The sequence below is a fragment of the Clostridium sp. TJA020 genome (assembly GCF_058310295.1).
The window spans coordinates 209,006-233,257 of the sequence record NZ_JBZEFC010000002.1; the positions used below are offsets into that span (position 1 = coordinate 209,006).

Consider the following 24,252-nt stretch of genomic DNA (forward strand, 5'->3'; position numbering starts at 1 on the left):
ACTTCTTATTTTTACTTAATATTTTGTATAAGATATCTAAATTTACCACTTCTAGTTCTTTCTAATTTATCTGTAAATATAATTTTTAGTTCAATATTTGAATAATATTTATTAAATACTGAATTTACTAACTCAACTTGCTTATTTGATATTTCTTCATTAGAAACTATTTTTAATATTAGTTTTCCTTTTTCATCTTGAACATATTGGTATGCTTTTATTTTATCTTTTATTTCCCATAATGGGACATCTTGATAAATATATGAAATTTTTTTATTATTTTTATCAACAAAAAATTCTTGTTTTCTTCCTTCAATTTTAGAAATACTTTTATAATTACTATTACATTCACATTTTTCTTCAATATATACTCCAATATCATTTGTTCTATATCTTAATAATGGCATAACATAATTATTAAATCCTGTACAAACAATTTCTCCCGCTTCACCATTTTTAGCATATTCATTGTTTTCATTAATTATTTCTACATAACCATATTGGGGAATAAAATGAAGGTTTCCACTTTTAAGACATTGCTTTGCTAATACTGAATGTTCAGTATGCCCATAAAAAGTATAAACCTTACAATTTAATACCTCTTCAATTAAGTCTTTTTGAAAACTATATAAATTTTCTGAAGCAGATATTACTGCTTTAATTTTAGTTTTTATTTTTAAATTATTTTTCTTTATTAATTTAACAAATTCATAAGCAAATGAAGGATATACTTGAAAAAAGTCTGGATTAAATCTATTTACTAGGTTCACATACTTTTCTATATTTTCATCACTCATATCATATCCTGATAGTATTAAATCTCTTCCTCTATATTCAAAAAATTCACCTTCTGGTTTATTTCCTCTTAATATCACACTTTTATTCACTTTAAAAGGGCTATATCCTATTTCCTTCCATATATATGTTGTATATGCCCACTCATTATCTTTGTCATAACCTTTATCCATATATAATTTTAGAGGAACTCCAGTAGTTCCACCTGTTACTACTGGAGAAATTTTATTTTTATCATATTTATTAGATATTAGTTTCTCTGCATTTTCTCTAATAATATCTTTTGTTAAATATGGAATCTTTTTTATATCTTCTATATTTTTTATATCCTCTGGAATAATATTTTCTTTTAAAAATAATTCTTTATAATATGGAACATTATCATAACAATATTTAATTAGTTTTTGTAATTTTTCTAATTGTAATTTTTCAACTTGATTTCTTGATAAAGTTTCATCAAATGAACATAGTTCATTATATCTTTTTCTATATATTCGTCCATATCTATAATAATCTGGAATACTTTTATATACATATTTTAAAGGTTGTAGTAATTTATTTATCAAGTTTTTTTTCATAATAACAATTCCTTTTTATATTTTTATTTTTATTTTAAATTTATTTAAACTAGTTTCAAAAATTATTTGTTTATTTTTATTTAAAACGCCATATGATTCTGACATCATAGATTTATTTACATAAAATTCCAAATCCGTTATTATATGAATATATGAATTTATAATTATCTCATTATCTATTATTTTCAATTCTACATTTGGTGATAAATTTAAAATAACTTTTTTAATTTCTTTATTTTCTCCTAATATTTCATCAATTACATTTATTTCATTTTTATTTAAATTTATTTCTCTTTTATGAATTAATCCATAAGCACTTTTGTATCCTTCATGGATTCCTATAAACTTATACTCATTAAAAAATACCTTTTTAGAATATGTTCTTTCTTTAAGCGCAAATAAAATTTCAAAATCTATTTCATTTTGTTCAGTATTATTTATCAAAACTGTATTATGCATGGATGTGCTTCTGAATTTATTTCTTAACTCATAATTTGAAGTATATACATAACTTCCTGGATCTATAAATATATCATTTCCATCTATATTCAATACAAAACTCAATTGATCATTATGACTATGTGCACCTTGACCTCTAAATGACAATTCTCCACATCTAATTATCATATTAATTCTTTCATTTCTTAACATGTAATATCCACCATATTTATAACAATTATTTCTTATGAATTGACAATTATTTTTAATTTCCTTTTTTCCATATACAAATTTAAATGAATCTATATTTTTTATATTTAGATTTACATCTTTACAACCAAAATACCCACATGCCAAGGCAATAAGATATTTTATTGAATACTTTTTACTTGAATAATATTTCTCTAAAATTATAAATCTTCCATCATCATTATCTCCTAATAATGGTATTGTATAATCTACTTTTGAAATATTAAATAAAAATTCTATCATCAATTTTAATCTATCATTAAAATCTTTTGAGAAATAATATCCATTTTTCTCAGCAAATATCGCACTAAATAAGAACATTTCTGTAACTAATTTATGATAAGAAGTGGAGCCTTCATAACTTGTTCCATCCTTATTGGTCTCATTTAATATTTCTACTTCTAATTCTTTACACCCAAATTCAAACCACTCTTTTGTTTTATTATCATATTGTCCAAAATATATTCCTAACCAAAATAACCCACATATATCAGCTAAATAATGATTTGATTTGACTCCATCAACTATTTCTAAATTTTCATATATAAAGCTTCCATGCTTATACAATAAATCATTAATTAAATATTTAAAATCTTTATTTAATAATTTACTATCTTCAAATAATTCTAGAGAGATAATTATATTTACTGACCTTATTGCAACTTCCATTGCACAAGTCCAATTTACCGACATCTTATATGGATTTTCTTTCATCCATGAATTTAATTGATTTATAAACTCAATTGTATATTTTTCATCATTTGATATAATATACGCTTGTCCTAAAATAACCAATTGATGCATTCTTGATAACTCCCATGGTAACTTAACATCAGCATTATAATCTTTATCTACAATTTTTATTTTTTTATAATAATTATTTTTCCACGAAAATTTATTAATATAATCTCTATTCCAAAGAATATTTTTTCCTATATTTAAATAATTCATTCCCAAAAAATTAAACTTATGATTAATTATTTTATCTGCTGCATTTAAAATATTCCCATCATTTTTGAACATTTCTTTTATTTCATAATTATTTCTTAATAATCTTTTTTTATTTGTATTATAATTCAAATATGTATATTTATCTTTTTTAAACTTATATATATAGCTTTCAATATAAATTTTTAATCTTTTTAAAATTATATTAATTAGTTGCTTTAATCCTTTTTTTCTAATAATTTTAAATACTTTTTTTATCATTTTAATCTCCTGGCTTATAATTTATATCTTCCAATCATAACCTGAAATTTGTTTTCCATTATAAAACAAAATATTATTTTGTATAATTGTATTAACTAAAGAATTAGCTGAAATTATACTATTTTCTCCTATTACAGTACCTTTTAGAATTGTTGAATTGCATCCAATCCATACTTTATTATGTATAATTACCTCTTTTTCCCTTTCTTTTATTACTCCATCTTTTATAATAAAATGATAATCAGTATCCAATATATTAACATTCCAAGAAATTGCACAATTTTCACCAATTCTTATCTTTTTCATACATACAATTTTTGAACATTCATTTATATAACTATTATTATTTATTTCCATCTCAGCATTTTCACCAATAACTACCTTACATCCTCTTCCTATAGAAACATTACCATTTACTATAAATAATCCTTTTTTTTCTATTTGTAATATCATTTTATTAGGAATGTTATACGAAATTCCTAATTTTAAAATTCCATTATTAATTTTTATTTTTGCATTTTTCGCTATAATTATATTACAACCTTTTCCAACAAATATTTTTCCTTTAAATTTAATAGAATACCAAATAGATTTAAAAATTGAAATTTTAAATATATTTTTTATTTTCATTAGAAACTACTCACATCTTTCATATTTAATTAAAAAACGTATCCTCATATTTATTTACAATAATATCCCATGTATAATTATTAATTATTCTTTTTTTTGCCATTAATGATATATTCTTTATTTCATCATCTGAAATATATTCTAGATTATTAAGTAATTTACATAAACTTCCCTCTTCTTTAGAATAATATACCGCTCCATTTTTTCCAACTTCCCTATTAAATCCTACATCTAATAATAAATTCAAGTCAGTGCTTGCTAAAGCTTCTAGTAATGATGGATTTGTACCACCTACTTCATGACCATGAATATATCCATAAGCATTTTCTCTTATTTTTTTTAACAATTCTTGATTATATACAGTCCCAACAAATTTTATTCTTTTATCTTTATCAAAATCAGTTTTTTCTTTTAAATCATCATAAAATTTATTTTTTTCAACATTTGTTATTAATACAAAGTTTTTATCTGTCTTCGATTTCATAAACTCTGTTATCATTACTTCATAGTTATTTTCTGGAACAAACCTTCCAACAACTAAATAATACTCTTTAGTATTAAGTTGATTTTTTTTATACCATTTTAATAAAACCTCATCTTCATCAGTTAATTTAGATTTATTCATATCTGCACCATACGCTATAAAAGTTGTATTTGGATTATACTTTTTATAATCTTCCTTTATATATTTTTCTATGTTTCTAGAATCACATATTAATAAGTCAGCGTTTTTCACCATTAATTTTTCAGAAAGTTTCCAATATCTTTTTATAAAATAATTCCACTTTGCTCTTTTCCACTCATGGCCATCAGGATTAACGTAAATTTTAACACCTAATTTTTTAGCCTTATTTTTATAATATCCTAAAAAAGGTCCTATTCTACACGCTAAAATATATATAATCGAATTTTTTATATTATTTTCTTCAATATATTCAAGGCTTTTTTTTAATGCTTTTATATCATAATATACAGCCTTAGCTGGTCCAATATTAGGGACTTTTACATTAAAACATCTAGCATTATTATGTTCAAATTCGTTAAAATTATCACTCAAACATGAAACATGATATTTTATTTGGTTATTTTTTTTATTCTCTGTAAGTTTTTCTACAAAAGTTTCAAAACCTCCATATTTTGCAGGTATTCCTTTTGATCCAATAATAAAAATTTCTTTCATAATTCATTCATCCTATAGCTTATATATTTTTTTAGCAAAATTAATGATATTTTTAGTATCTAATACTATTTTATTATCTAATAATTCTTTATTATCTTTTATATGATCATGTGCTACAAGTATAACAACTAACTCGACATCATTTAAAAATCTTTCAAAGCTATTATATTGATTTTCTAACTTCTTTTCTTCTATCCATGGATCATATACCTTAATTCCCTTTACAAAATATCTTTCTAATTTTTCTAATAATTGAAGAGTTGGACTTTCTCTCATGTCATCAACATTTTCTTTATATGTAAGTCCATATAAGCCAACTTTTGAAATATCAGTTATTCCATTTTCATTCATAACATCTCTTATTCTATCTATAACAAAATCTGGTTGTGAATCATTAACCTCTCTTGCTGCTTTTATTATGTTAACTAAATCTGGATAATCTCCAACTAAGAACCATGGATCAACAGATATACAATGTCCACCAACACCTGGGCCTGGAGTTAATATATTCACTCTTGGATGCTTATTAGCTATTTTTATAAGTTCATAAACGTCCATATTTTCTCTTCTACATATTCTTGAAAGCTCATTTGCAAATGCTATATTTATATCTCTAAATGTATTTTCTACAACTTTTGAAAGCTCAGCAGTTTTTATATCTGTAACTACTATATCTCCCTTACAAAAAGATTTGTACCATTCTCTTACCATTTGTCCAATTTCTACATTATCAGCACCTATAGTTCTTGAATTATATTCTAATTCATATACCATATTACCTGGTATTATTCTTTCTGGTGCATGCACTAAATGTATATCTTCACCTATTTTAAAACCTCTTTCTTCAACTATCGGTCTAACAAATTTATCCATAGTGCCTGGTGATACTGTCGATTCTATTATAAGAATAGTTCCTTTTTCACATACATCTAAAACCGAATTTACAGCTGCAATAACATATTTTGAATCTAATTTCTTGGTCTCCTTTATATATGGTGTTGGAACTGTTATTATATACCTGTCTGTTCTTAAGTACTCATTAGAAAATGTAATTCCTTTATTAAGTGCTTTTTTATACAATTCATCTAATCCATCTTCCTTAAATGTTGTCTTTCCATGATTTAAAGTATCTACTATATCTTTATTATAATCTGTACCAACAACTTCTACACCTGCAGATGCAAAAGAAAGTGCAGTTGGTAATCCAATGTAACCTAATCCTATAATATTTAATTTTTTCATATTATCCATCCCCTATCTAGCATTCTCATCTCCAAATAAAACAAAAACTGTTGTAAATATAAGTTTTAAATCAGTAAGTGTATTACGTTCCCTTACATATTTAATATCAAGTTTCATCCAATCTTCAAAATCAATATTATTTCTTCCTGATACTTGCCAGTAACAAGTAAGACCTGGTTTTACATTAAGTCTTTCCATCATCCATGGTTCAAACTCTTTTACTTCTTTAGGAAGGCTTGGCCTTGGACCTACAAGACTCATATCTCCTTTAAGTACATTTATAAGCTGTGGTAATTCATCAATACTTGTCTTTCTTATAAATTTCCCTACTCTTGTAACCCTTGGATCTTCCTTCATCTTAAACATTGGTCCTGACATTTCATTTTGTTCCTTAAGTTTTTCTTTAAGTTCTTCTGCATTTTGAACCATTGATCTAAACTTATGCATCTTAAAAGAAACTCCATTTTTCCCAATTCTATCTTGAGAGAATATAACTGGCCCTTCTGATTCTTTTTTTATAAGAATAGCAACAACTAAAAACAAAGGACTTAAAGCTATAACCCCAAGTGATGAACCAATAATATCAATTAATCTTTTTGTAAGGTTATATAAAGTAGATTCTTTTTCTTGAGCCTGACTATCCACTTCTATTCTCTCCAAAGCACTTCCCCCTTATAATTTTATTTTATATAAAGAAAAATTTCTTTCTCTTTAATTTACTTCCTTCATAAATTATATCTTCATTATTAAGTAACTTAACTTCATTTTCTAAAAATACACTTCTTAATAAAACATTTTTCTTAAATACTTCTTGAGACTCTTCAAGTATTCCAGTATTTCTACTTTTATTATTGTGAGCATCACTTCCAATAAATGAATATACTCCAGATTTTATAAGCTTTTCTGATGTTTTTTTGACATCTTTTCCAAAGTCCCCTCTTATACTTCCTGCATTAAGCTGAAAAAGGCATCCTTCATCAATGAATTGATTTAATACTTCAACATTACTTATAACTTCTGAATATCTTTCAGGGTGAGCAATAATGGGAGTAACTCCTCTTAATTTAAGTTCATACATATAATCAGTAGCTTCTTTTGGAATTTTTCTCATAGGAAATTCAAGCAACATATATTTTCCATCATTAATTGTTCCAATTATTCCTTCTTCAAAATCATCAATTATTCTTTCTGAAAAATATACTTCTTGCCCTGAATGAACCTTTATATCAATTCCTTCTGATTCCAAAAGCTTATTGATTTTTAAAACTAACTCTTTTACTTCATTATAAGTAACATCAAAACATCCTCTCCTAAAATGTGGAGTAGCTACAATATTTTCAATTCCTTCTCGCTCTGCTCTTTTTATCATATCAAGAGTCATTTCTATACTTTTTGATCCATCATCAATTCCAGGTAATATATGTGAATGTATATCTATCATATATTGTCCTCCTAGTCAGCGTAGTAATAATAATATTTTCCTGAGCTTCTTTCTCCACCATTTAACACAACTCCCAAAATATTAGCATTAACTTTTTCAAGTGATGCCTTTGCTGATGCAACTGAATCTTTTTTAGTTCTTTCTGCTCTTACTACAAGCAAAACCCCATCAACTTTTGTTGAAAGTATTTGAGCATCAGTAACTGCATGAACTGGTGGAGTATCAAGTATTATTAAATCATAATGTTTTTGCAGTTCATTAAGTAAATTTTCCATTGCTTTTGAACCTAAAAGCTCTGAAGGGTTTGGCGGAATTTTACCTGATGGTAATACATCAAGATGTTCCGTGTGATGTATTACTGCTTTACTAAATTTTGAACTATCAATTACAACATCTGAAAGACCAATATTATTTGATATTCTAAACTTCTTATGAATACTTGGCTTTCTAAGGTCACAATCTATAAGTAATACCTTCTTTTCATCTTGTGAAAAGGCAAGTGCTAAGTTTCCAGCTGTTGTTGATTTTCCTTCTCCTGGTTCTGAACTTGTAACTAATATTTTTTCAATTTCTTTATCAAAAGATGAATATTGAATATTAGTTCTTAAAGTTCTATAACTTTCTGCTGGTATTGATTTTGGCTGTTTTTCAACTATTAACATATTTCCACCTACCTTCTACCTTTCTTTCTCTTTACATCTCTATTATTAGTTTCATCATCAAGCTCTGGTATAACACCAATAACAGGTAAATCTAAGTCATCTTCTAATTCTTCTTTTGACTTATATGTATTATCCATAAATTCTAAAAGTAATGCTAATCCAACGCTTACCATAAGACCAAGTACAAAAGCTATAAGTATATTAAGTTTTTTATTTGGACTTACTGGCTTTTCTGGAACTTTTACTTTTTCTATAACTTTAACATTTCCATTTGGAATAAGTTGCTTTGATTCTTTTATGAATTCATCTGTAATTCCTTTTACTACACGTGCAACTTCATCTTTATCTGTTCCAGTATAAGATATTTCAAGTATTTGAGTATCAGCTCTTGGAGTAACTTTTAAGCTTGCCTCTACATCATTTATATCTTTAATATCATGACTTACATTTGCTTTCTTTAAGCCTTTTTCTATTAAATCATCAGTTTTTATAACTTCAGCATAAGTTTGAAGTAATTTTTGATACATCATTACATCATTACTATTATATTGTTCTGTTTTACTTTCTTGTTTACCAATAAAAAGCTTTGTTGTAACTTCATATTTTGGTTTTATTACGAAAAAGCTTATAATTCCAGCAATAATTGTAAATGCTAATGTTATACCAATTATCATTTTGTATCTCTTTTTAAGAGCTTCAAAGATTTCACTAATATTAATATTTTCTTCTTTCATTTAAGTTCCCCCGTATTTTTTACATTTCCTTTGAAATTATAACATAAATATGAATTTATTCTTCCTTTTTCCATTAATATTTATCTTTTTTTAACATATTATATATTATAAATTCACATTTTTTTAATACTATTTTGTATTACTTTGTTATTCTACTATATTTTTCTTTAAATGTTAAGAAACTTGTAATTTTTTTAATATATTTTTTCTCCTTTTTTTACTTTTAAAGGATTATTTTTTCTTTTTATTAAACTTAATATGTATAATTAACATAAAAATTTGCTTATTTAAACTTAAATTAATAAATTCATATATATTTTATATAATTTATCAAATATTGTTAAATTTTAACTGTGTAAAAAAGTTGAAAAGTTTTTAATTGGAAATTTTATTCTATTTAAGTTATAAATACCTTAAATAGATAAGGCTGGATATTACTTTATATCCAACCTTATTTTAAATTAAATTATTTTATTTTATTAATTTTCCACAAACTACAATTCTAGTACTTTTAGTTTCATAACTACAAGTGCTTAAAGTTATAATTTTATCATCATTTTTTATATTTAAATTTCTATTATATAAACTTTTTTCTTTGATTTTTTTTATATAATTAAGAAAATCTTTATTTGATGAAAAACTTATTTTTAATTCATCAACATTTGCATCAATTAAATAGCTTGCAAATATCTCATATTTATATTCCTTATTATTAACAGTTAGTATTATATATTTATTCTTCTCAAAAAATTGTTTTTCTTTAAAATTAATAAGTGGCTGAAACATAGTTTTATTTTTCATATTATGTCCATAAACAATTATATTTTTATCTTCTTTTATATCATTTTTATAATCAATAAAAATACTTCCAGAACTATTTATATTATTGTTAAAATCATGATTTAAATAATACTCATTATCCGCTCCTTGAACTACTGGATAGTTTATACTTGTACCTTCAACTTGGAGCCACATCTTATAATCCTTATTTATAGCTTTTAGTTTACTATGCAATATTTGATCTTTCTTATTTAATTCATTTTTTATATTTAATAATTCTTTATAGGTGTTCTTTGCTTTTTTATAACTATTTACTTTATTTACTAAAATAAAACTGCTTATAATTATCATAATTATCAATATTACACTTATTAATAATTTAAATTTACTTGCTAACCTTAAGTACATTCTTCTTTTCATCTTTATCATAGAAATAATTATCATTTACATATTTATTTGTTATTTTTATTTTTATATCTGTATTCACGTTATTAATTGTAACTTTAGGATTATCAGTTACATTTTTATTATTGACAGTTATACTTTGAATTTCATAATTCATTGGAACTATTTCCTTAATATTAAATTCTCCAATATTTAAGAAATCCTGTTTTGCTAAATTTTCATCTGAAACTTTAGCATCTTTATGCTTTAATGTAAAGTTTATTTTTTTACTTTCTCCAGCCTTTAAATTAAATGCATAACTATTACCATTTCCCTTTAATAATATATTAAAGTTATCATCTTTAGGAGCTTTTAAGCCATCTTTATTTATTACTTCTTTTTCTATAGTTATTGAACCTTGTTTATAAGGAATATTAACTTCTGGAACTTGGAATGTTATTTCTTTATCTTGATTATTTTTATCTTTGTAATTCATTGTTGCATTTACGTTTGTTTTTATTTTTTCATCCCCTATTCCATAATACTCATCTTTAAGTTTTATTCTAAACTTTATTATTCTTCCTTCTGTTCCAACATCACCAAGATTAAATGATATTTTATTACCCTCAATATTTGGTTTTATATTTAATATTTCATCTTTTTTTCCATCTACTCCTGGTTTTATTACTTGTATATTTGAATTTGGTATTATATCAAATTCTTTTGTTACTTCATCTGCTATAATAGTGTTTTTAGACATTGACATATCTGTAATTATATTATTTGCTATTTCCTCATATATACTACCTAAGTTACTGTTCCCACCTTCAATAAAATAAGTACCAGCATTTTGAGTTTCATTTAAAATTTCTTTAGATAATTCTCTCATTCTTTTTGTTGTATTTGAATTATCTCCTTTTATATTATCTAATAATCCTATAGAATATACTTTTACACTTTTATCTTTTATCGCTTCATTATATGCATTTATAGTATCTGGTTTTATTTTTTCTCTTATTTTATCTACCCTTGTATCTTGAACTGACGTAATTCCATTTTTAACTGTTGGTATACCATCTGTGAAAAATACAACATATTTTTTACTTTCTTTTCTTGCGTTATTTAATTGATTTTTAACAGATTGCCATGCTGCTTGAGCATTTGTACCACCACCTGATACTGTTTTTTGTATTTGTGATTTTATAGTTTGTGCATTTTTACTAAAATCTTGAATTAATTTAGCATCTGAACTTTTTCCTGTTGTATAGTAATTACTTGGACCTGCAAATTCAATTACTGATACCCTTGTATCTTTTATTTTTAAAACTTCATCTACAAATTTATTCATAGATGCTTTTAATGTTTTCATATCATTTCTCATACTACCTGATGTATCCATTACCATAACTATATCTGATGGAATTATTTCAGTAGTTGGAGTACCCTTTACATTAAATGTAATCTCATATACTCCTTCTTCATCTGTTGGAGTTGCTGTTTTAAGATACTTTATTCCATTTACTTCATTAAAGCTTTCAGAAGTTTTTATATTATTATTTGCATAAACATCAAACTCTGAAAATAATAATGTTATAAAACCTGTAATGCACATTAAAATACCTAAGATAAAGGCATATTTTTTTAATACTAATTTGTTTTTTCTTCTTCTTTTCATTCTCATAAATTACCTTTACCTCCCTTTGCATAATCCATTTAACATATTTTCTATATCAGAATTTAAATTTTTCCATATAGCTTTATATCCTTCTTCGGTTGCTTGTACAGCTTCTGAACTTACATCAATTATTACAGTCTTTCCTTTATATCTTTCTTTTAAATTTTTTGGGATATTTAACTGAACAGAATTTAAAATCTCATCAGTTGTATCCCCTTTAGGTAAAATTTCATTATAATAGTAATACCCATCATTTCCATTCACCCATTTATTACTATCTGAAAAATTTAACTGAATAAAATTAATATCTCCTGCCCATGAATTTTCGTTCTCATCAACCCATCTTGGATTTATAGATATTCTAATTAAAGCATTTGCTGTGCTTTCATTTTTAACTTTAACTATTTTCTCATACTTATCTCCATTCCAATTCTCTGCTGGAGTAAAAGATTCATCTGTATTTATATCAATAGTTGCTAAATTAAAATTATTGGTTACTTGATCACTATCTGTAAACCATCCAATAACTTCTTTACCCATAGCATAAACCTTTGTACTTAATTCAGTAGAGCAAAATATTGAAAATGCAAGTGCCGCACATATGATTATTTTAGTTTTTTTCATTTTGCTTACCTCCCTTTCTATTTATGACTACAAGTAATATAGCTCCAATAACAATTATTAATAAATAATTTAATATACCATTATCTCCTGTTTTTGGTGGTCTAGTTGATATATTGCCATTTGTATCATTAGGTAAGTTTGGCTTTACTGTATTATCATCTGTATTTCCTGTTCTTACTGCTGTAAAAATCCATCTTACAGAACCTTCTTTTCCCTTATATTCATTTCCTGTTTCTGATCCATTAAGAATTACCTCAGCAGTAATTTCTTTTTTTTCACCTGGATTTATAACTCCAAGTGATATATCCTCTTCTATACTTGGAGCGCCTGTTGCATCTCCATCATGTAACACTTTATTATCATGTATTATATTCATATTTAATTTTTCTAATAAATCAAATTCTTCTTTTTCATTAATTCTTTCTGCTCTTAAAAATATTTCATATTCTTCTGAATGTTTGTTATTCATTATCAAGCTTCTTTTTATTTTATCTCCTGGAATCATATTGTTAAATTGCAAAAAAGGCTCATCTCCTGGAATATACACTATACCTTCAGAATTTCCTTCTAATTCAACATTAGGGGGTGCAAGTTCATCTGCAACCCCCGTTATTCCAATCATTAAAAGAAGTGATAAAGACATAACAATAGTCTTTAAAACCTTGCTCATTTTTTCACTCCTTTAAATATTATATATAAAATTATTTATATTATTTTTCTAAAGTTCCACCTAATTTTTTTATTTCATCTGGTGCACCCTTCCAAGCGTCACTTACAGCTCCATTTGATGCTTGAATACTTTCTGCATTAACTACAACATCATATTTTTTATTTTTATAAGTATTGTCTATATTTTTACTTAATTTAACATAATCTAAAAGATCAGTAGTAAATCCATTAGATTCTACAACCTTATTAAAGTAATAATAACCATCAGTTCCTTCAATCCATTTACCTTCTTGTCCAGTTGTAGTTAAATTTTGAAATCCTAACTCTATAAATTCAGGTTTTAGATCTCCACCATCTTGCCAAATTTTTTTAAATTCCACTCTAATAAGTTGTGGGTATGAAGCTTTATTTTCTACCCTAACATCTTTATTAACCTTTGTTCCAGGTAAAGCTTGTTGAGCTAATTCTGACTCAAAGTCTTCATGTATCTCTATTCCATTGTTATTCTCTGTTCCATCTCCTTGTGTTGCAAAATTGTTAGTTACTGTATCAGTATCAGTAAACCAAGCAAGTGATCCTCCAACAACTCCAACCATTAGTCCTACTGCTAAACATAGTCCTATAATTTTCTTTTTTCCCATAAAATAATCCTCCCAAAATTCAAATATTTATATATAAAATTTATTTATATATTCCCTTTAATCTTAACTTTATTATCAAATATGCTACTTAATACTAATGAACATATTACTAAAGCCATAATTATAAACTTAAATTTTATAATAAAGTTAATAATTGATCCTAAATATGGCATTGAACAAATTACTTTCCCAACAACAAGATCTTGTCCAATTAACATAGGATCTAAAACATCATTTGCATCTCCCTTAGTTTGAAATTTAATTCTTCCACTTTTATCATTAATAACCTCAACCACTCTGTGTGTAGTAACGTTGTTTGTATTACTCCCCTTAAAAGTTATTACATCATTTTCTTTTATTTTATTTACATCTACCTTTTTAGTTATAATTAAACTCCCTGGATTTATATTAGGACTCATACTACCAGTTAGTATATTAAAAGATCTATATCCACCTATTCCCTTATTACCCATTATTGAAAATAAAGCTATTAACAAAAAAATAAATACTAAAAAATAAAAAATAATATTTTTTAAATACTTCCAAAAAAAAATTTTATTTTTTGTTCCTTCCATATTTAAGACCTCACCCTTCCCTAATAACTTATACCATTTTTTATAATTTGATAAAACATTATTGTACTTAATTACATTTTAAATGTAATAAATTACATAAAAAGTCTAATTTATATAAATCATAAAGAAATTTCATTTCTTAAATTTCTATAATAATTTAATGTTTTAATTAAATTATTCTTATATTTTCTACCTATAGGCAATATACTTCCATTTATTAAAATTAGTTCATTTTTTATAATTTCATTTATTTTAGATAAATTCACCATATAACTTCTATGGCACCTTATAAAACCTCTTTCTGAAAGCTTTTTTTCTATATTTTCAAGTTTTTCATAATAATCAACTTGCCAATCATTCATAAATACATTTATCTTTCTATGATTTACCTCAAAATAATATATTGAATTAATTTCAATTAATTTTTTTATTCCTTTTTTACTTATCTCATGAAAATTTTCTTTATCATTATCTATTTTTAGAGCTCTAAATAATTCTTTCTCTATTCTATCCCTAATTCCAGGTTTTAATAGATAATTAACTGCTAATATTTCATACCCTTCAAATACATACTTCTTAGTTCTACTTAAAATTATAAATTTTACAAATCTATCTCTCTTTATAATATATTTAGCAACATCAATTCCATTAATATCATCCAAATCAACTTCTAAAAATATAACATTATATTTTGCTACATCATTTTTATAAACTCTCATAAGTTCCTTACCATGATTAAATTTTTCAATGTTCATTTTTATGTTTTTATTTATTGATATTATTTTTAAAATGTATTCTAATTTTTTAATATCATTTAAATCATTATCACATATTGCTATATTAACCATATATCACCTCATAAGTTTTATTTTTACTATATTTTAACACCTATATTTCTTTTTGCAATTATTTTTATTTACTATTTATTAACTATTTATTAACTATTTATTTATTTTTATTATTTAAAAATATTAGTAAATAAAAAAAGAGTTATGAAAATTAATTTTCATAACTCTTTTAATAAATTTTATTAAAAATAATATTTATTAAGTATTTTTAATTTAAATTTTTATTTTTCTTTAAATGCAAAAAATTTCATACATATAAAAGTAACAGGAACCCCTATTATTGCAGCAAGTGCATAAGCAATAAGCTTATCAAATCCCATCATATTGAATACAATTAAAACAATTATATTTTGAATTATAAAATTTGGTATATAAGATATTGCAAATTTTATAAATTTAATAAATTCCAATCTCTCTCTAAATGTTATATAACTATTTAAAATATAAGATATAACAAGCCCTGATATATATCCAAATACAAAGGCTACATTTTCATTTAAAAAGCTTGAATATATATATGAAAAAACAACTCCATTAAATGTATTTATAACACCTATTATTACAAATAATATAAATTGTTTATTGAAGAAAGTATCCTTTATTTTTTTTATTACTTCTCCCATAACCTCTCCCCTATTTCTTTATATATCTCTAACATTTTCTTTTTTTCCATCAATTAATGTATCTTTTATAATAAATCTTGGTCTTCTCTTTGTTTCAGTATAAATTTTACCTATATATTCCCCAATTACTCCAAGAGATAAAAGTTGAATTCCACCAATCATCCATATTGAAGCAGTAAGTGAAGTCCAACCAGCTTGTGCATTTCCCATAAATTTAGAAACAAGTGAATATATTATTGCAATAAAGCTTATGAAAAATATAAAGAATCCTAAGCTTGTTATTATTCTAATTGGCTTTACACTAAATGATGTTATTCCATCCCAAGCAAATGTAAGCATTTTCTTTAGAGGATATTTTGATTCTCCTGCGAATCTTTCATGTCGTTCATATTCTACAATTGAAAACTTATATCCTATAAGTGGGACTATTCCTCTTAAAAAAAGATTTGCTTCTTTAAACTCACTTAAACCTTCAAGAGCTCTCTTGCTCATAAGTCTATAATCAGCATGATTATAAACCACATCAACTCCAAGTGTATTCATAAACTTATAAAACCCAAGAGCAGTTGTTCTTTTAAAAAATGTATCTGTTGCTCTAGATGAACGAACACCATATACTATATCTGATCCACTATAATATTCTTCAACAAATTTATCTATAACATCAATATCATCTTGAAGGTCTGCATCTAATGATATTGTCATATCTGCATATTCTTTTGCAGTCATAAGACCTGCAAGAAGCGCATTTTGATGCCCCTTATTTCTTGAAAGATTAACTCCTGAAAAAATATCATTTTGATTATGTAATTCTTCAATTATACTCCAAGTTTTATCCTTTGAACCATCATTTACAAAAAGAATTTTACTATCTTTATGTATCAATTCTCTTTCAATCATTGTATTCATTTTATCAAGTAATCTCTTACTAGTTTCATGAAGTACTTCTTCTTCATTATAGCAAGGTATTACTAAATAAAGCTTATCCATTTATATTCCTCCTACTTTGTAAATACCACCAAAATTTATAGCTTTTTGGTGGTATCTAATTGAGTAATTTTTATAATTATTTAGAAAAGTAATTGCTTATCACATCTAATATCTTTATACAAGCTGTTCCATCTCCATATGGATTCTCTGCATGTGCCATTTCTTTATATGCTTCTTCATCTAATAAAAGCTTCTTAGCTTCTTCATAAATTTTATCTGTTTCAATTCCTGCAAGTTTTATTGTACCTGCTTCAACTGCTTCTGGTCTTTCTGTTTCTGTTCTAAGTACCATTACTGGTTTTCCAAGTGTTGGTGCTTCTTCTTGAATTCCACCTGAATCTGTCATTATAAGCTTAACTCTTGACATAAGATTTGCAAATTCAACATACTCAAGAGGTTCTATTAAGAATACTCTTCCTGCATATTCATCAAAATATTTATGAGCTAACTTTCTTATTGCAGGATTTTTGTGCATTGGGAATATAACTTCTACCCTTTCATCTTCTTCAATAAGCTTAATCATTGCTTTGAAGATATTTTCCATTGGCTCTCCCCAATTTTCTCTTCTATGAGTTGTAAGTAATATTACATTTTTATTTTTATAATCTATATCATTTAATATTGGCTGTTCAAACATTAATGTATCATCTATTACACTAAGTAATGCATCAATTACTGTATTTCCTGTAATAAATATTTTTTCTTCTGCTACACCTTCTTTTAAAAGATTAGCTTTATTTGTTTTTGTTGGAGCAAAATGAAGTGTTGTTATAGCACCTGTAAGTTTTCTATTTGCTTCTTCTGGGAATGGTGAATATATGTCATATGTTCTAAGTCCAGCTTCTACGTGTCCTACTGGAACTTGATTATAAAATGCAGCAAGTGCTCCATTTAAAGTTGTTGAAGTATCTCCGTGAACTAACACTATATCTGGCTGACATTTTTTAATTACTTCATCCACTCCCTTTAAAACTTTACTTGATATATCAACTATCGTTTGTCCGTGAGCCATTATATCAAGATCATAATCTTGATGAACATCAAATATTTCAAGTACTGTATCAAGCATTTCTCTATGTTGTGCTGTTACACATACTATTGATTCAAATCTATCGTCTTTTTCAAGTGCCTTAACTAATGGACACATTTTTATTCCTTCAGGTCTTGTTCCAAAAACTGATAATACTTTTATCTTTTTCATAGTAATCTACCGTCCTTTAAAATGTAGCATAAACTGCTGATTAATATTAAAATTAATATTTAAAATTTTTCTTCTTATAATTTATATTTCCTTAAATTATATTTATGTAATTTATAACTTATCTTTAGCTAACATGCTTAACTTAAATATTTAACTGTAAATTTCTAAGCTAAACATTTACTTTTTAATTATTGCTAACATCCAAAATTTCTAGTCTACTTAATGTAAGCTATTAATTTTAAATAATATATTATCTATCATTTACAATAATTGATTATTATATTACTTAGTAGAATATTTAAATAAGATTCTAGTATTTCATTGATTTTATAATAACTATAATAAAATTCTAATATATCTAAATAAAATAAACTTCAAAAATCTTATTAATATTTAAGAAAAAGACAATCAAAATACTTTTATTAAATTAAACATTCTACCTGTAATATAATAAATCACTTTTTAATATATAACTATACTACTATTCTTCTGACTTTCCTACATCTGATAATACTACCCCTGGATTATGCTCTAACGCCCAGCTAATTCCCCAAGTGTTTTGGAATATAAGTAAGTTTCTATCTTTTAAATCTTTTACTTTCTTTGTATCTGATGTTAAGTTTAACTTATCAACATCAATGTTAGCATCATTTTCAATCCATCTAACAAATCTGTATGGTAATCTTTCCATCTTTATATCAACGTTATATTCATTTTTAAGTCTATATTCTAATACTTCAAATTGTAGAACACCAACAACACCAACTATTATTTCTTCCATACCGATATGAAGTTCTTTAAATACTTGGATTGCTCCTTCTTGTGCTATTTGAGTAACTCCTTTAATGAATTGTTTTCTCTTCATTGTGTCAACTGGTCTAACCCTAGCATAATGTTCTGGAGCAAAGGCTGGTATTCCTTCAAACTTAAATTTCTTTGATGGTGTACAAATAGTATCTCCAATTGAGAATATACCTGGATCAAATACCCCAATTATATCTCCTGCATAAGCTTCTTCAACAATTTCTCTGTCTTGAGCCATAAATTGTTGTGGTTGAGTAAGTTTTATTTTTTTATTTTGTTGCATATGGAAATAATCTTTTCCAGCTTCAAACTTACCTGAACATATTCTCATAAATGCAATTCTATCTCTATGAGCCTTATTCATATTTGCTTGTATCTTAAATACAAAAGCTGAGAATTTTTCATCAAATGGATCTATATCACCTATACTTGATTTTCTTCCAAGTGGTGATGTTGTCATTTCTAAGAAATGTTCTAAGAACGGCTCAACACCAAAGTTTGTAAGAGCTGATCCAAAAAATACTGGAGTAAGTTCCCCTGCTCTTACTTTCTCTACATCAAATTCATCTCCAGCTATATCAAGAAGCTCTATATCTTCCATTAATTTTTCATGAAGTGCTTCTCCTAATATTTCTTTGAATTTAGGATCGTCAACATCACCATCTATAGCTTCAACTTCTTTTTGTCCGTGAGCTCCACCTGTAAATGCTATAATTCTTTTGTTATCTCTTTCATATACACCTTTAAATTCTTTACCTGAGCCTATTGGCCAGTTCATTGGATATGTTTTAATTCCAAGTTCATTTTCAATATCCTCTAATAATTGGAATGGATCTTGTGATTCTCTATCCATCTTATTTACAAAAGTAAATATTGGCATTTCTCTTAATGCACAAACATGGAATAATTTTTTTGTTTGATCCTCTACCCCTTTAGCTGCATCAACAACCATTACTGCTGAATCCGCTGCCATAAGAGTTCTATATGTATCCTCTGAGAAGTCTTGGTGACCTGGAGTATCTAATATGTTTATACAGTGTCCACCATAGTTAAATTGCATAACTGATGATGTTACAGATATTCCTCTTTGTTTTTCAATTTCCATCCAGTCAGATACTGCATGTTTTGAAGCTTTTCTTGCTTTTACTGAACCTGCAAGTCTTATAGCTCCTCCATATAATAAGAATTTTTCTGTTAATGTTGTTTTACCTGCATCTGGGTGAGAAATTATTGCAAAGGTTCTTCTTTTTTCTATTTCTTTTTTAAAATCAGCCAAGATATTTCCTCCTTATATATTAATAGTACTTTTTTATTTCCATATTAAAAATTATGTTATCTATATTATTACAATCTACCCTCGATTATAACATAGTTACAGGCTCAATGTACATAACTTAAAAACCCTTATTTAATTTTAATTTTTTCTCTAATTTATCGTAAATATACCAATTCTTTTAATTTTCCAATCTTTCATTTCTTTCATTAACAATTTTATTTATATGTTCCCTATTTAAACTAATTTTTTTTTTGAATTTAATGCAAGCTAATCAGTAATAAGTATTCTATCTTATTTAAAATAATATCTTTAATACACTTTTTCTTAAAACTTAATGCATTTAAAAATCTACCATTTATAATTACTAATCTTGTAATCATAATAATGTCTTATTAATCATAATATTTATGGAATATATTATTGATTGGATGTGAATATTTTGTATTGTAAAAACTGTGGAGAAAAAATTGAAAATGAAAAAGCTGTAATTTGTGTAAAATGTGGAACAAAAGTTGGTGATTGCAAAAATTTTTGTGGTAACTGTGGAGAATCCGTATCTAGCGAAACACAAGAAGTTTGCTTAAAGTGTGGTTGTTCATTAAAAGATCCATTTACAAAAAAATTAAAAGATATGGCAAATGATACTGTTAATGGTCAAGGAAAATCTAAACTTGCTGCTGCCTTACTTGCATTCTTTCTTGGTAATCTTGGAATTCATAGATTTTATCTTGGATATACAACTTATGGAATTATATTTTTAGTATTATTTTTCTTAGGATTTTTTACTTTTGGAATTACAACCTTTGTAGTTTTTATATGGGCACTTATTGACTTTATAAGAATATTAGTTGGTAATCTAGAACCAGTTAATGGATTCTATTGTTAATGATTTTATAATTAATTTTTTTAATATTTAAATACTTAAAAAAATATTTTTAAAACATAAAAGAGGCTTAAATTTTAAGCCCCTTTTATTGTTTATTTATTTTTTATTTTTAATTTAAGTATTATATATTTTTACTTTTCCTTTATAACTATTACAAGTAATAAATAAAATTTATTCTGTGTATAAACTTATGTCTGCTGCTGATGCAAATCCATTAACACCATTTACTACTTCTAATTTTACATATTTTGCTTTTGTTTGCTTAAAATCTGCAAATTTAACTTCTCTATTTGATTGCCATGAACCTGATTTAACTTTTGTATAATTTTCACCATCTAAACTTGTATATATATTATATTGTGATATATTGCCATTATAATTTCCTGATTGTCTTGGTGTATATGATAACTTTTTTATGTCATATTCTTTATTCAGTTCTATTGTTATAAATGGTGTTTTATCACTTCTATCCCATTTTGTATGCCAAATAGTATTTTTATTTCCATCTATAGCATTATTAACTGATTGATCTGAATTATTTTGTTCACTTGAAAAAGCTTTTACTTTCATATTTTTATGTAGTATTAATCCTTTTGGAGCTTCATTATCCGTAAAATTAACTTTAACTATATCACTACTTAATGTATCTTCTTTTGCTTTCTTACGAATTAATAATGCTAAATTTCCACTTAAATCACCTAAATTATTTCCATCATATTGAGTCCAAGTTTTTCCTTCATCTTTTGAAAACTCCATAGTTTTATTTAAACCAAATATTAAGTTTTCATCATCATTAATTGATATATTTATATTTGAACCTTTTTTTATCTTAATTATATTTGGATTTTCACTTCCCCTTACTCTTACTAATATTCCATTTTTAGAAGTTAAACTATTTATCTCTTCTTCACTTAACATTTGTGAATCTTCATTAACTAACTTATAAGTTTTTCCTCCATCAATACTATATTCATCAATACCTTTCTTTACTCCAACAAGCTTCCCTCCATTAACGCCATCAAAACTAAACGTTGCTAAATATAATCCGTTTTGAACCATTTCACCTAAAAGCTTATTTGCATAAGGCTTTTGTCTATTATCTGAAACTTGTCTAAGTATTGGTTCATATTTATTTACATAATATTGTACTTCTTTTCTATCACCATTTAATACTTTCTCTCTAATTTTAATAAGTAAATTTTCCATAACTTGAGGATACTTTTTAAAGTTATTCATTATTTGTAAATTTAATTCTCTATATTGCTCTAATGTAGTATTTGAATCTTTTATCATAATATTTATTTTATCTTCAAAAGCCATATAATTTATTGGTTCAATTTTTATTGCTTCATTTAATAAAATTTCTGATATTTCTTTAGAATTAATATTTTTTGCAATAATTCTAAGTTGTTCAGATTTTATATATGCATCTTGATTATTATTTAAATTTAACTCCTCATTTATTAACATGTATGGAATTGAATTATAATATCCACCTGACTTTTCCCATCCAAATACATCATATCCTAGTTGCCAATTATTTTTTGAATTTAAATGAAGAAATGCACAATGTCCAGGTTGACCTACAGGATATGCAGGTACCCCAAATACTTGACATGCTGCTGTACTAAACTTTGATATAGATCCACAAACTCCACCATATTCAACTACCTTTTCTATTGTTGGATTATCTCCATAAAATCCTGCTCCAAATATACTTTTTCCATATGGGTTTGTTTTAGTATATTGTATTGTTGAGCATATATTTGCTATTTTATCCTGACTTAATAAATCTGGATTATGAACATGATCATGTTGCCATTTAAATTTTTTATCTTCTTTTCCTTCTGTTAACTCTTTTACATATTGTCTAAGCCATATTATATCTTCATCTGTTATTTTTGCATTAACTACATTTCTTAAATCTTTTATACTTAAATCTTTAAAGCAAGGAAATAGTATTCCTTCTTTATTTGAATCTTTAAAAGTATTGTATCTTGATATTGAATCTAATGGTTTATTTGTAAGCCATGTGTTTACTGGACTTGCAAATTCTAATGCTGTTGCTATAGCAATTTTTAAATTTATTCCAGTTTGTGACTCCTTATCAAAATTCCAAATTTTTGACCAAACTTCTAATGCGCTTATTTCTTTTTCTTTATTTACTTTTGAATTATTTTCATAACGATAAGCTCCCATTGAACCTTGAGTTGTTGTTGATGGTAGCCCACCACTTAAATAATATTCCATAGCTTCATTATTATTTAAAAGCCAATTCATAAAGTTTTTATGTACATCATCAGTATTTTTAAATTGATTTAAACTATCTACTCCTATTCTTGATATAAGTTCTTTTTTGTTAATATATTTATTTAGTTCTTCATTATTTAATACATCACTTACATTGCTTATATCTATCTTACTTAACTCTTTATTTATAAATGTATTTAAATTGTCTTCTTCTAATTTTTTATTTGATTCATTCTTTGAATCTATATCTTTTATTTTTAGCCTTCCATCACTATTAAAACTATAATATACTCCATCTATTTGAATCCAATTATCATTAGCCATTGCTCCAACAGGAGTTCCTGACCATTTTGCCGGTTGATTAGATTCCCAAAAATAATATTTTGAATCACCAATATTTTGCCAACCAGTTTTTAACTTACCATCTTGTCCAAAATAAAATTTAATGCCATTTATTGTTTGCCATCCAGTCTTTTTATTCCCATCTGTATCAATGTAATATGTATCTTCACCTATCTTATTCCAACCTAATTTATATGTATTATCTTTTTTACTAATGTCTTTAGTAATACTTTCATTTTTGTTCGTAACTGAATTTTTTAAATTTATATTATTTTTTTCACCTTCTTTCACTTCATTATTTTTCAAAATAGTACTAGATATATTTTTATTTATATCTGTATTTTCAGAAACAGTATTAATTTCTACCTTGTTTCCTAATTCATCTGCTAAAACATTAGTTGATGGTACAACTAAGTTAACAGTCATAGCGCTAGCTATTATAATTGCTTGAATCTTTTTATTTTTCATATGTTCCCCCATAAAGCAAAAAGTCTACATTTAAGATATTGAAATCTTAAATGTAGAC

Annotated in this window: 22 protein-coding genes; 1 reads left to right on the top strand and 21 read right to left on the bottom strand. The window is 25.3% G+C overall.

The window, feature by feature from the left end; genetic code table 11:
* Positions 1–11: 11 nt before the first annotated feature.
* The 20 genes from AC4FQ1_RS04920 to AC4FQ1_RS05015 form a co-directional block, all read right to left on the bottom strand.
* Positions 12–1,373, bottom strand: a complete 1,362-nt coding sequence (locus AC4FQ1_RS04920) for a phenylacetate--CoA ligase family protein (RefSeq protein WP_491169098.1) — start codon at positions 1,371–1,373, stop codon at positions 12–14.
* A gap of 15 nt (positions 1,374–1,388) precedes the next feature.
* Entirely contained in the window at positions 1,389–3,269 is a 1,881-nt protein-coding gene (locus AC4FQ1_RS04925; protein WP_491148445.1) for an alginate lyase family protein, read from the bottom strand.
* A 21-nt stretch (positions 3,270–3,290) separates the two neighbouring features.
* On the bottom strand, positions 3,291–3,899 hold the full coding sequence (locus tag AC4FQ1_RS04930; RefSeq protein WP_491148447.1) for an acyltransferase: 609 nt from the start codon (positions 3,897–3,899) through the stop codon (positions 3,291–3,293).
* Positions 3,900–3,924: 25 nt separating this feature from the next.
* A complete protein-coding gene (gene cps2T, locus AC4FQ1_RS04935) occupies positions 3,925–5,079 on the bottom strand; it encodes a beta 1-4 rhamnosyltransferase Cps2T (RefSeq protein WP_491148449.1) in 1,155 nt (384 codons plus the stop codon).
* A gap of 12 nt (positions 5,080–5,091) precedes the next feature.
* Complete coding sequence (locus AC4FQ1_RS04940) at positions 5,092–6,321, bottom strand: nucleotide sugar dehydrogenase (protein WP_491148451.1); 1,230 nt, start codon at positions 6,319–6,321, stop codon at positions 5,092–5,094.
* Between the two features lie 12 nt (positions 6,322–6,333).
* The gene (locus tag AC4FQ1_RS04945) at positions 6,334–6,972 is read right to left on the bottom strand and encodes a sugar transferase (RefSeq protein ID WP_491169206.1); all 639 of its coding nucleotides are present in this window, start codon (positions 6,970–6,972) and stop codon (positions 6,334–6,336) included.
* Positions 6,973–7,006: 34 nt separating this feature from the next.
* Positions 7,007–7,762, bottom strand: a complete 756-nt coding sequence (locus AC4FQ1_RS04950; RefSeq protein ID WP_491169099.1) for a tyrosine-protein phosphatase — start codon at positions 7,760–7,762, stop codon at positions 7,007–7,009.
* An 11-nt stretch (positions 7,763–7,773) separates the two neighbouring features.
* The gene (locus AC4FQ1_RS04955; RefSeq protein ID WP_491169100.1) at positions 7,774–8,424 is read right to left on the bottom strand and encodes a CpsD/CapB family tyrosine-protein kinase; all 651 of its coding nucleotides are present in this window, start codon (positions 8,422–8,424) and stop codon (positions 7,774–7,776) included.
* 8 nt (positions 8,425–8,432) lie between these two features.
* On the bottom strand, positions 8,433–9,158 hold the full coding sequence (locus AC4FQ1_RS04960; protein WP_491169101.1) for a YveK family protein: 726 nt from the start codon (positions 9,156–9,158) through the stop codon (positions 8,433–8,435).
* Positions 9,159–9,629: 471 nt separating this feature from the next.
* A complete protein-coding gene (gene srtB, locus AC4FQ1_RS04965) occupies positions 9,630–10,382 on the bottom strand; it encodes a class B sortase (RefSeq protein WP_491169102.1) in 753 nt (250 codons plus the stop codon).
* Complete coding sequence (locus AC4FQ1_RS04970; RefSeq protein WP_491169103.1) at positions 10,324–12,003, bottom strand: vWA domain-containing protein; 1,680 nt, start codon at positions 12,001–12,003, stop codon at positions 10,324–10,326. Before AC4FQ1_RS04970 ends, srtB begins: the two co-directional genes overlap by 59 nt.
* A 9-nt stretch (positions 12,004–12,012) precedes the next feature.
* Positions 12,013–12,621, bottom strand: coding sequence for a hypothetical protein (locus tag AC4FQ1_RS04975; protein WP_491169104.1), 609 nt, complete (start codon positions 12,619–12,621; stop codon positions 12,013–12,015).
* Positions 12,608–13,291 (bottom strand): LPXTG cell wall anchor domain-containing protein, encoded by a 684-nt coding sequence (locus AC4FQ1_RS04980; RefSeq protein ID WP_491169105.1) that lies wholly within the window; start codon positions 13,289–13,291, stop codon positions 12,608–12,610. Before AC4FQ1_RS04980 ends, AC4FQ1_RS04975 begins: the two co-directional genes overlap by 14 nt.
* Before the next feature lie 40 nt (positions 13,292–13,331).
* On the bottom strand, positions 13,332–13,931 hold the full coding sequence (locus AC4FQ1_RS04985) for a BsaA family SipW-dependent biofilm matrix protein (protein ID WP_491169106.1): 600 nt from the start codon (positions 13,929–13,931) through the stop codon (positions 13,332–13,334).
* Positions 13,932–13,975: 44 nt separating this feature from the next.
* On the bottom strand, positions 13,976–14,506 hold the full coding sequence (locus AC4FQ1_RS04990) for a signal peptidase I (RefSeq protein ID WP_491169107.1): 531 nt from the start codon (positions 14,504–14,506) through the stop codon (positions 13,976–13,978).
* 119 nt (positions 14,507–14,625) lie between these two features.
* Positions 14,626–15,354, bottom strand: coding sequence for a LytR/AlgR family response regulator transcription factor (locus AC4FQ1_RS04995; RefSeq protein WP_491148473.1), 729 nt, complete (start codon positions 15,352–15,354; stop codon positions 14,626–14,628).
* A gap of 221 nt (positions 15,355–15,575) precedes the next feature.
* The gene (locus AC4FQ1_RS05000; RefSeq protein WP_491169108.1) at positions 15,576–15,977 is read right to left on the bottom strand and encodes a GtrA family protein; all 402 of its coding nucleotides are present in this window, start codon (positions 15,975–15,977) and stop codon (positions 15,576–15,578) included.
* A gap of 18 nt (positions 15,978–15,995) precedes the next feature.
* Positions 15,996–16,967: a glycosyltransferase family 2 protein gene (locus AC4FQ1_RS05005; protein WP_491169109.1), complete on the bottom strand. Its 972-nt coding sequence runs from the start codon at positions 16,965–16,967 to the stop codon at positions 15,996–15,998.
* A gap of 76 nt (positions 16,968–17,043) precedes the next feature.
* On the bottom strand, positions 17,044–18,168 hold the full coding sequence (gene wecB, locus AC4FQ1_RS05010) for a non-hydrolyzing UDP-N-acetylglucosamine 2-epimerase (RefSeq protein WP_491169110.1): 1,125 nt from the start codon (positions 18,166–18,168) through the stop codon (positions 17,044–17,046).
* A gap of 481 nt (positions 18,169–18,649) precedes the next feature.
* Positions 18,650–20,248: a peptide chain release factor 3 gene (locus AC4FQ1_RS05015; RefSeq protein ID WP_303130804.1), complete on the bottom strand. Its 1,599-nt coding sequence runs from the start codon at positions 20,246–20,248 to the stop codon at positions 18,650–18,652.
* Between the two features lie 439 nt (positions 20,249–20,687).
* On the opposite strand from AC4FQ1_RS05015, the gene AC4FQ1_RS05020 reads away from it, so the two are divergent.
* Complete coding sequence (locus AC4FQ1_RS05020; protein WP_024615563.1) at positions 20,688–21,134, top strand: TM2 domain-containing protein; 447 nt, start codon at positions 20,688–20,690, stop codon at positions 21,132–21,134.
* Between the two features lie 171 nt (positions 21,135–21,305).
* Here AC4FQ1_RS05020 and AC4FQ1_RS05025 read toward each other — a convergent pair whose 3' ends face one another.
* The gene (locus AC4FQ1_RS05025; RefSeq protein WP_491169111.1) at positions 21,306–24,194 is read right to left on the bottom strand and encodes a discoidin domain-containing protein; all 2,889 of its coding nucleotides are present in this window, start codon (positions 24,192–24,194) and stop codon (positions 21,306–21,308) included.
* Positions 24,195–24,252: the final 58 nt, after the last annotated feature.

Coding starts and splice junctions, on each gene's coding strand:
- AC4FQ1_RS04920 (WP_491169098.1), bottom strand. CDS start 1,373: ATGAAAAAAAACTTGATAAATAAATTACTACAACCTTTAAAATATGTA.
- AC4FQ1_RS04925 (WP_491148445.1), bottom strand. CDS start 3,269: ATGATAAAAAAAGTATTTAAAATTATTAGAAAAAAAGGATTAAAGCAA.
- AC4FQ1_RS04930 (WP_491148447.1), bottom strand. CDS start 3,899: ATGAAAATAAAAAATATATTTAAAATTTCAATTTTTAAATCTATTTGG.
- cps2T (WP_491148449.1), bottom strand. CDS start 5,079: ATGAAAGAAATTTTTATTATTGGATCAAAAGGAATACCTGCAAAATAT.
- AC4FQ1_RS04940 (WP_491148451.1), bottom strand. CDS start 6,321: ATGAAAAAATTAAATATTATAGGATTAGGTTACATTGGATTACCAACT.
- AC4FQ1_RS04950 (WP_491169099.1), bottom strand. CDS start 7,762: ATGATAGATATACATTCACATATATTACCTGGAATTGATGATGGATCA.
- AC4FQ1_RS04955 (WP_491169100.1), bottom strand. CDS start 8,424: ATGTTAATAGTTGAAAAACAGCCAAAATCAATACCAGCAGAAAGTTAT.
- AC4FQ1_RS04960 (WP_491169101.1), bottom strand. CDS start 9,158: ATGAAAGAAGAAAATATTAATATTAGTGAAATCTTTGAAGCTCTTAAA.
- srtB (WP_491169102.1), bottom strand. CDS start 10,382: ATGATAATTATTTCTATGATAAAGATGAAAAGAAGAATGTACTTAAGG.
- AC4FQ1_RS04970 (WP_491169103.1), bottom strand. CDS start 12,003: ATGAGAATGAAAAGAAGAAGAAAAAACAAATTAGTATTAAAAAAATAT.
- AC4FQ1_RS04975 (WP_491169104.1), bottom strand. CDS start 12,621: ATGAAAAAAACTAAAATAATCATATGTGCGGCACTTGCATTTTCAATA.
- AC4FQ1_RS04980 (WP_491169105.1), bottom strand. CDS start 13,291: ATGAGCAAGGTTTTAAAGACTATTGTTATGTCTTTATCACTTCTTTTA.
- AC4FQ1_RS04985 (WP_491169106.1), bottom strand. CDS start 13,931: ATGGGAAAAAAGAAAATTATAGGACTATGTTTAGCAGTAGGACTAATG.
- AC4FQ1_RS04990 (WP_491169107.1), bottom strand. CDS start 14,506: ATGGAAGGAACAAAAAATAAAATTTTTTTTTGGAAGTATTTAAAAAAT.
- AC4FQ1_RS04995 (WP_491148473.1), bottom strand. CDS start 15,354: ATGGTTAATATAGCAATATGTGATAATGATTTAAATGATATTAAAAAA.
- AC4FQ1_RS05000 (WP_491169108.1), bottom strand. CDS start 15,977: ATGGGAGAAGTAATAAAAAAAATAAAGGATACTTTCTTCAATAAACAA.
- AC4FQ1_RS05005 (WP_491169109.1), bottom strand. CDS start 16,967: ATGGATAAGCTTTATTTAGTAATACCTTGCTATAATGAAGAAGAAGTA.
- wecB (WP_491169110.1), bottom strand. CDS start 18,168: ATGAAAAAGATAAAAGTATTATCAGTTTTTGGAACAAGACCTGAAGGA.
- AC4FQ1_RS05025 (WP_491169111.1), bottom strand. CDS start 24,194: ATGAAAAATAAAAAGATTCAAGCAATTATAATAGCTAGCGCTATGACT.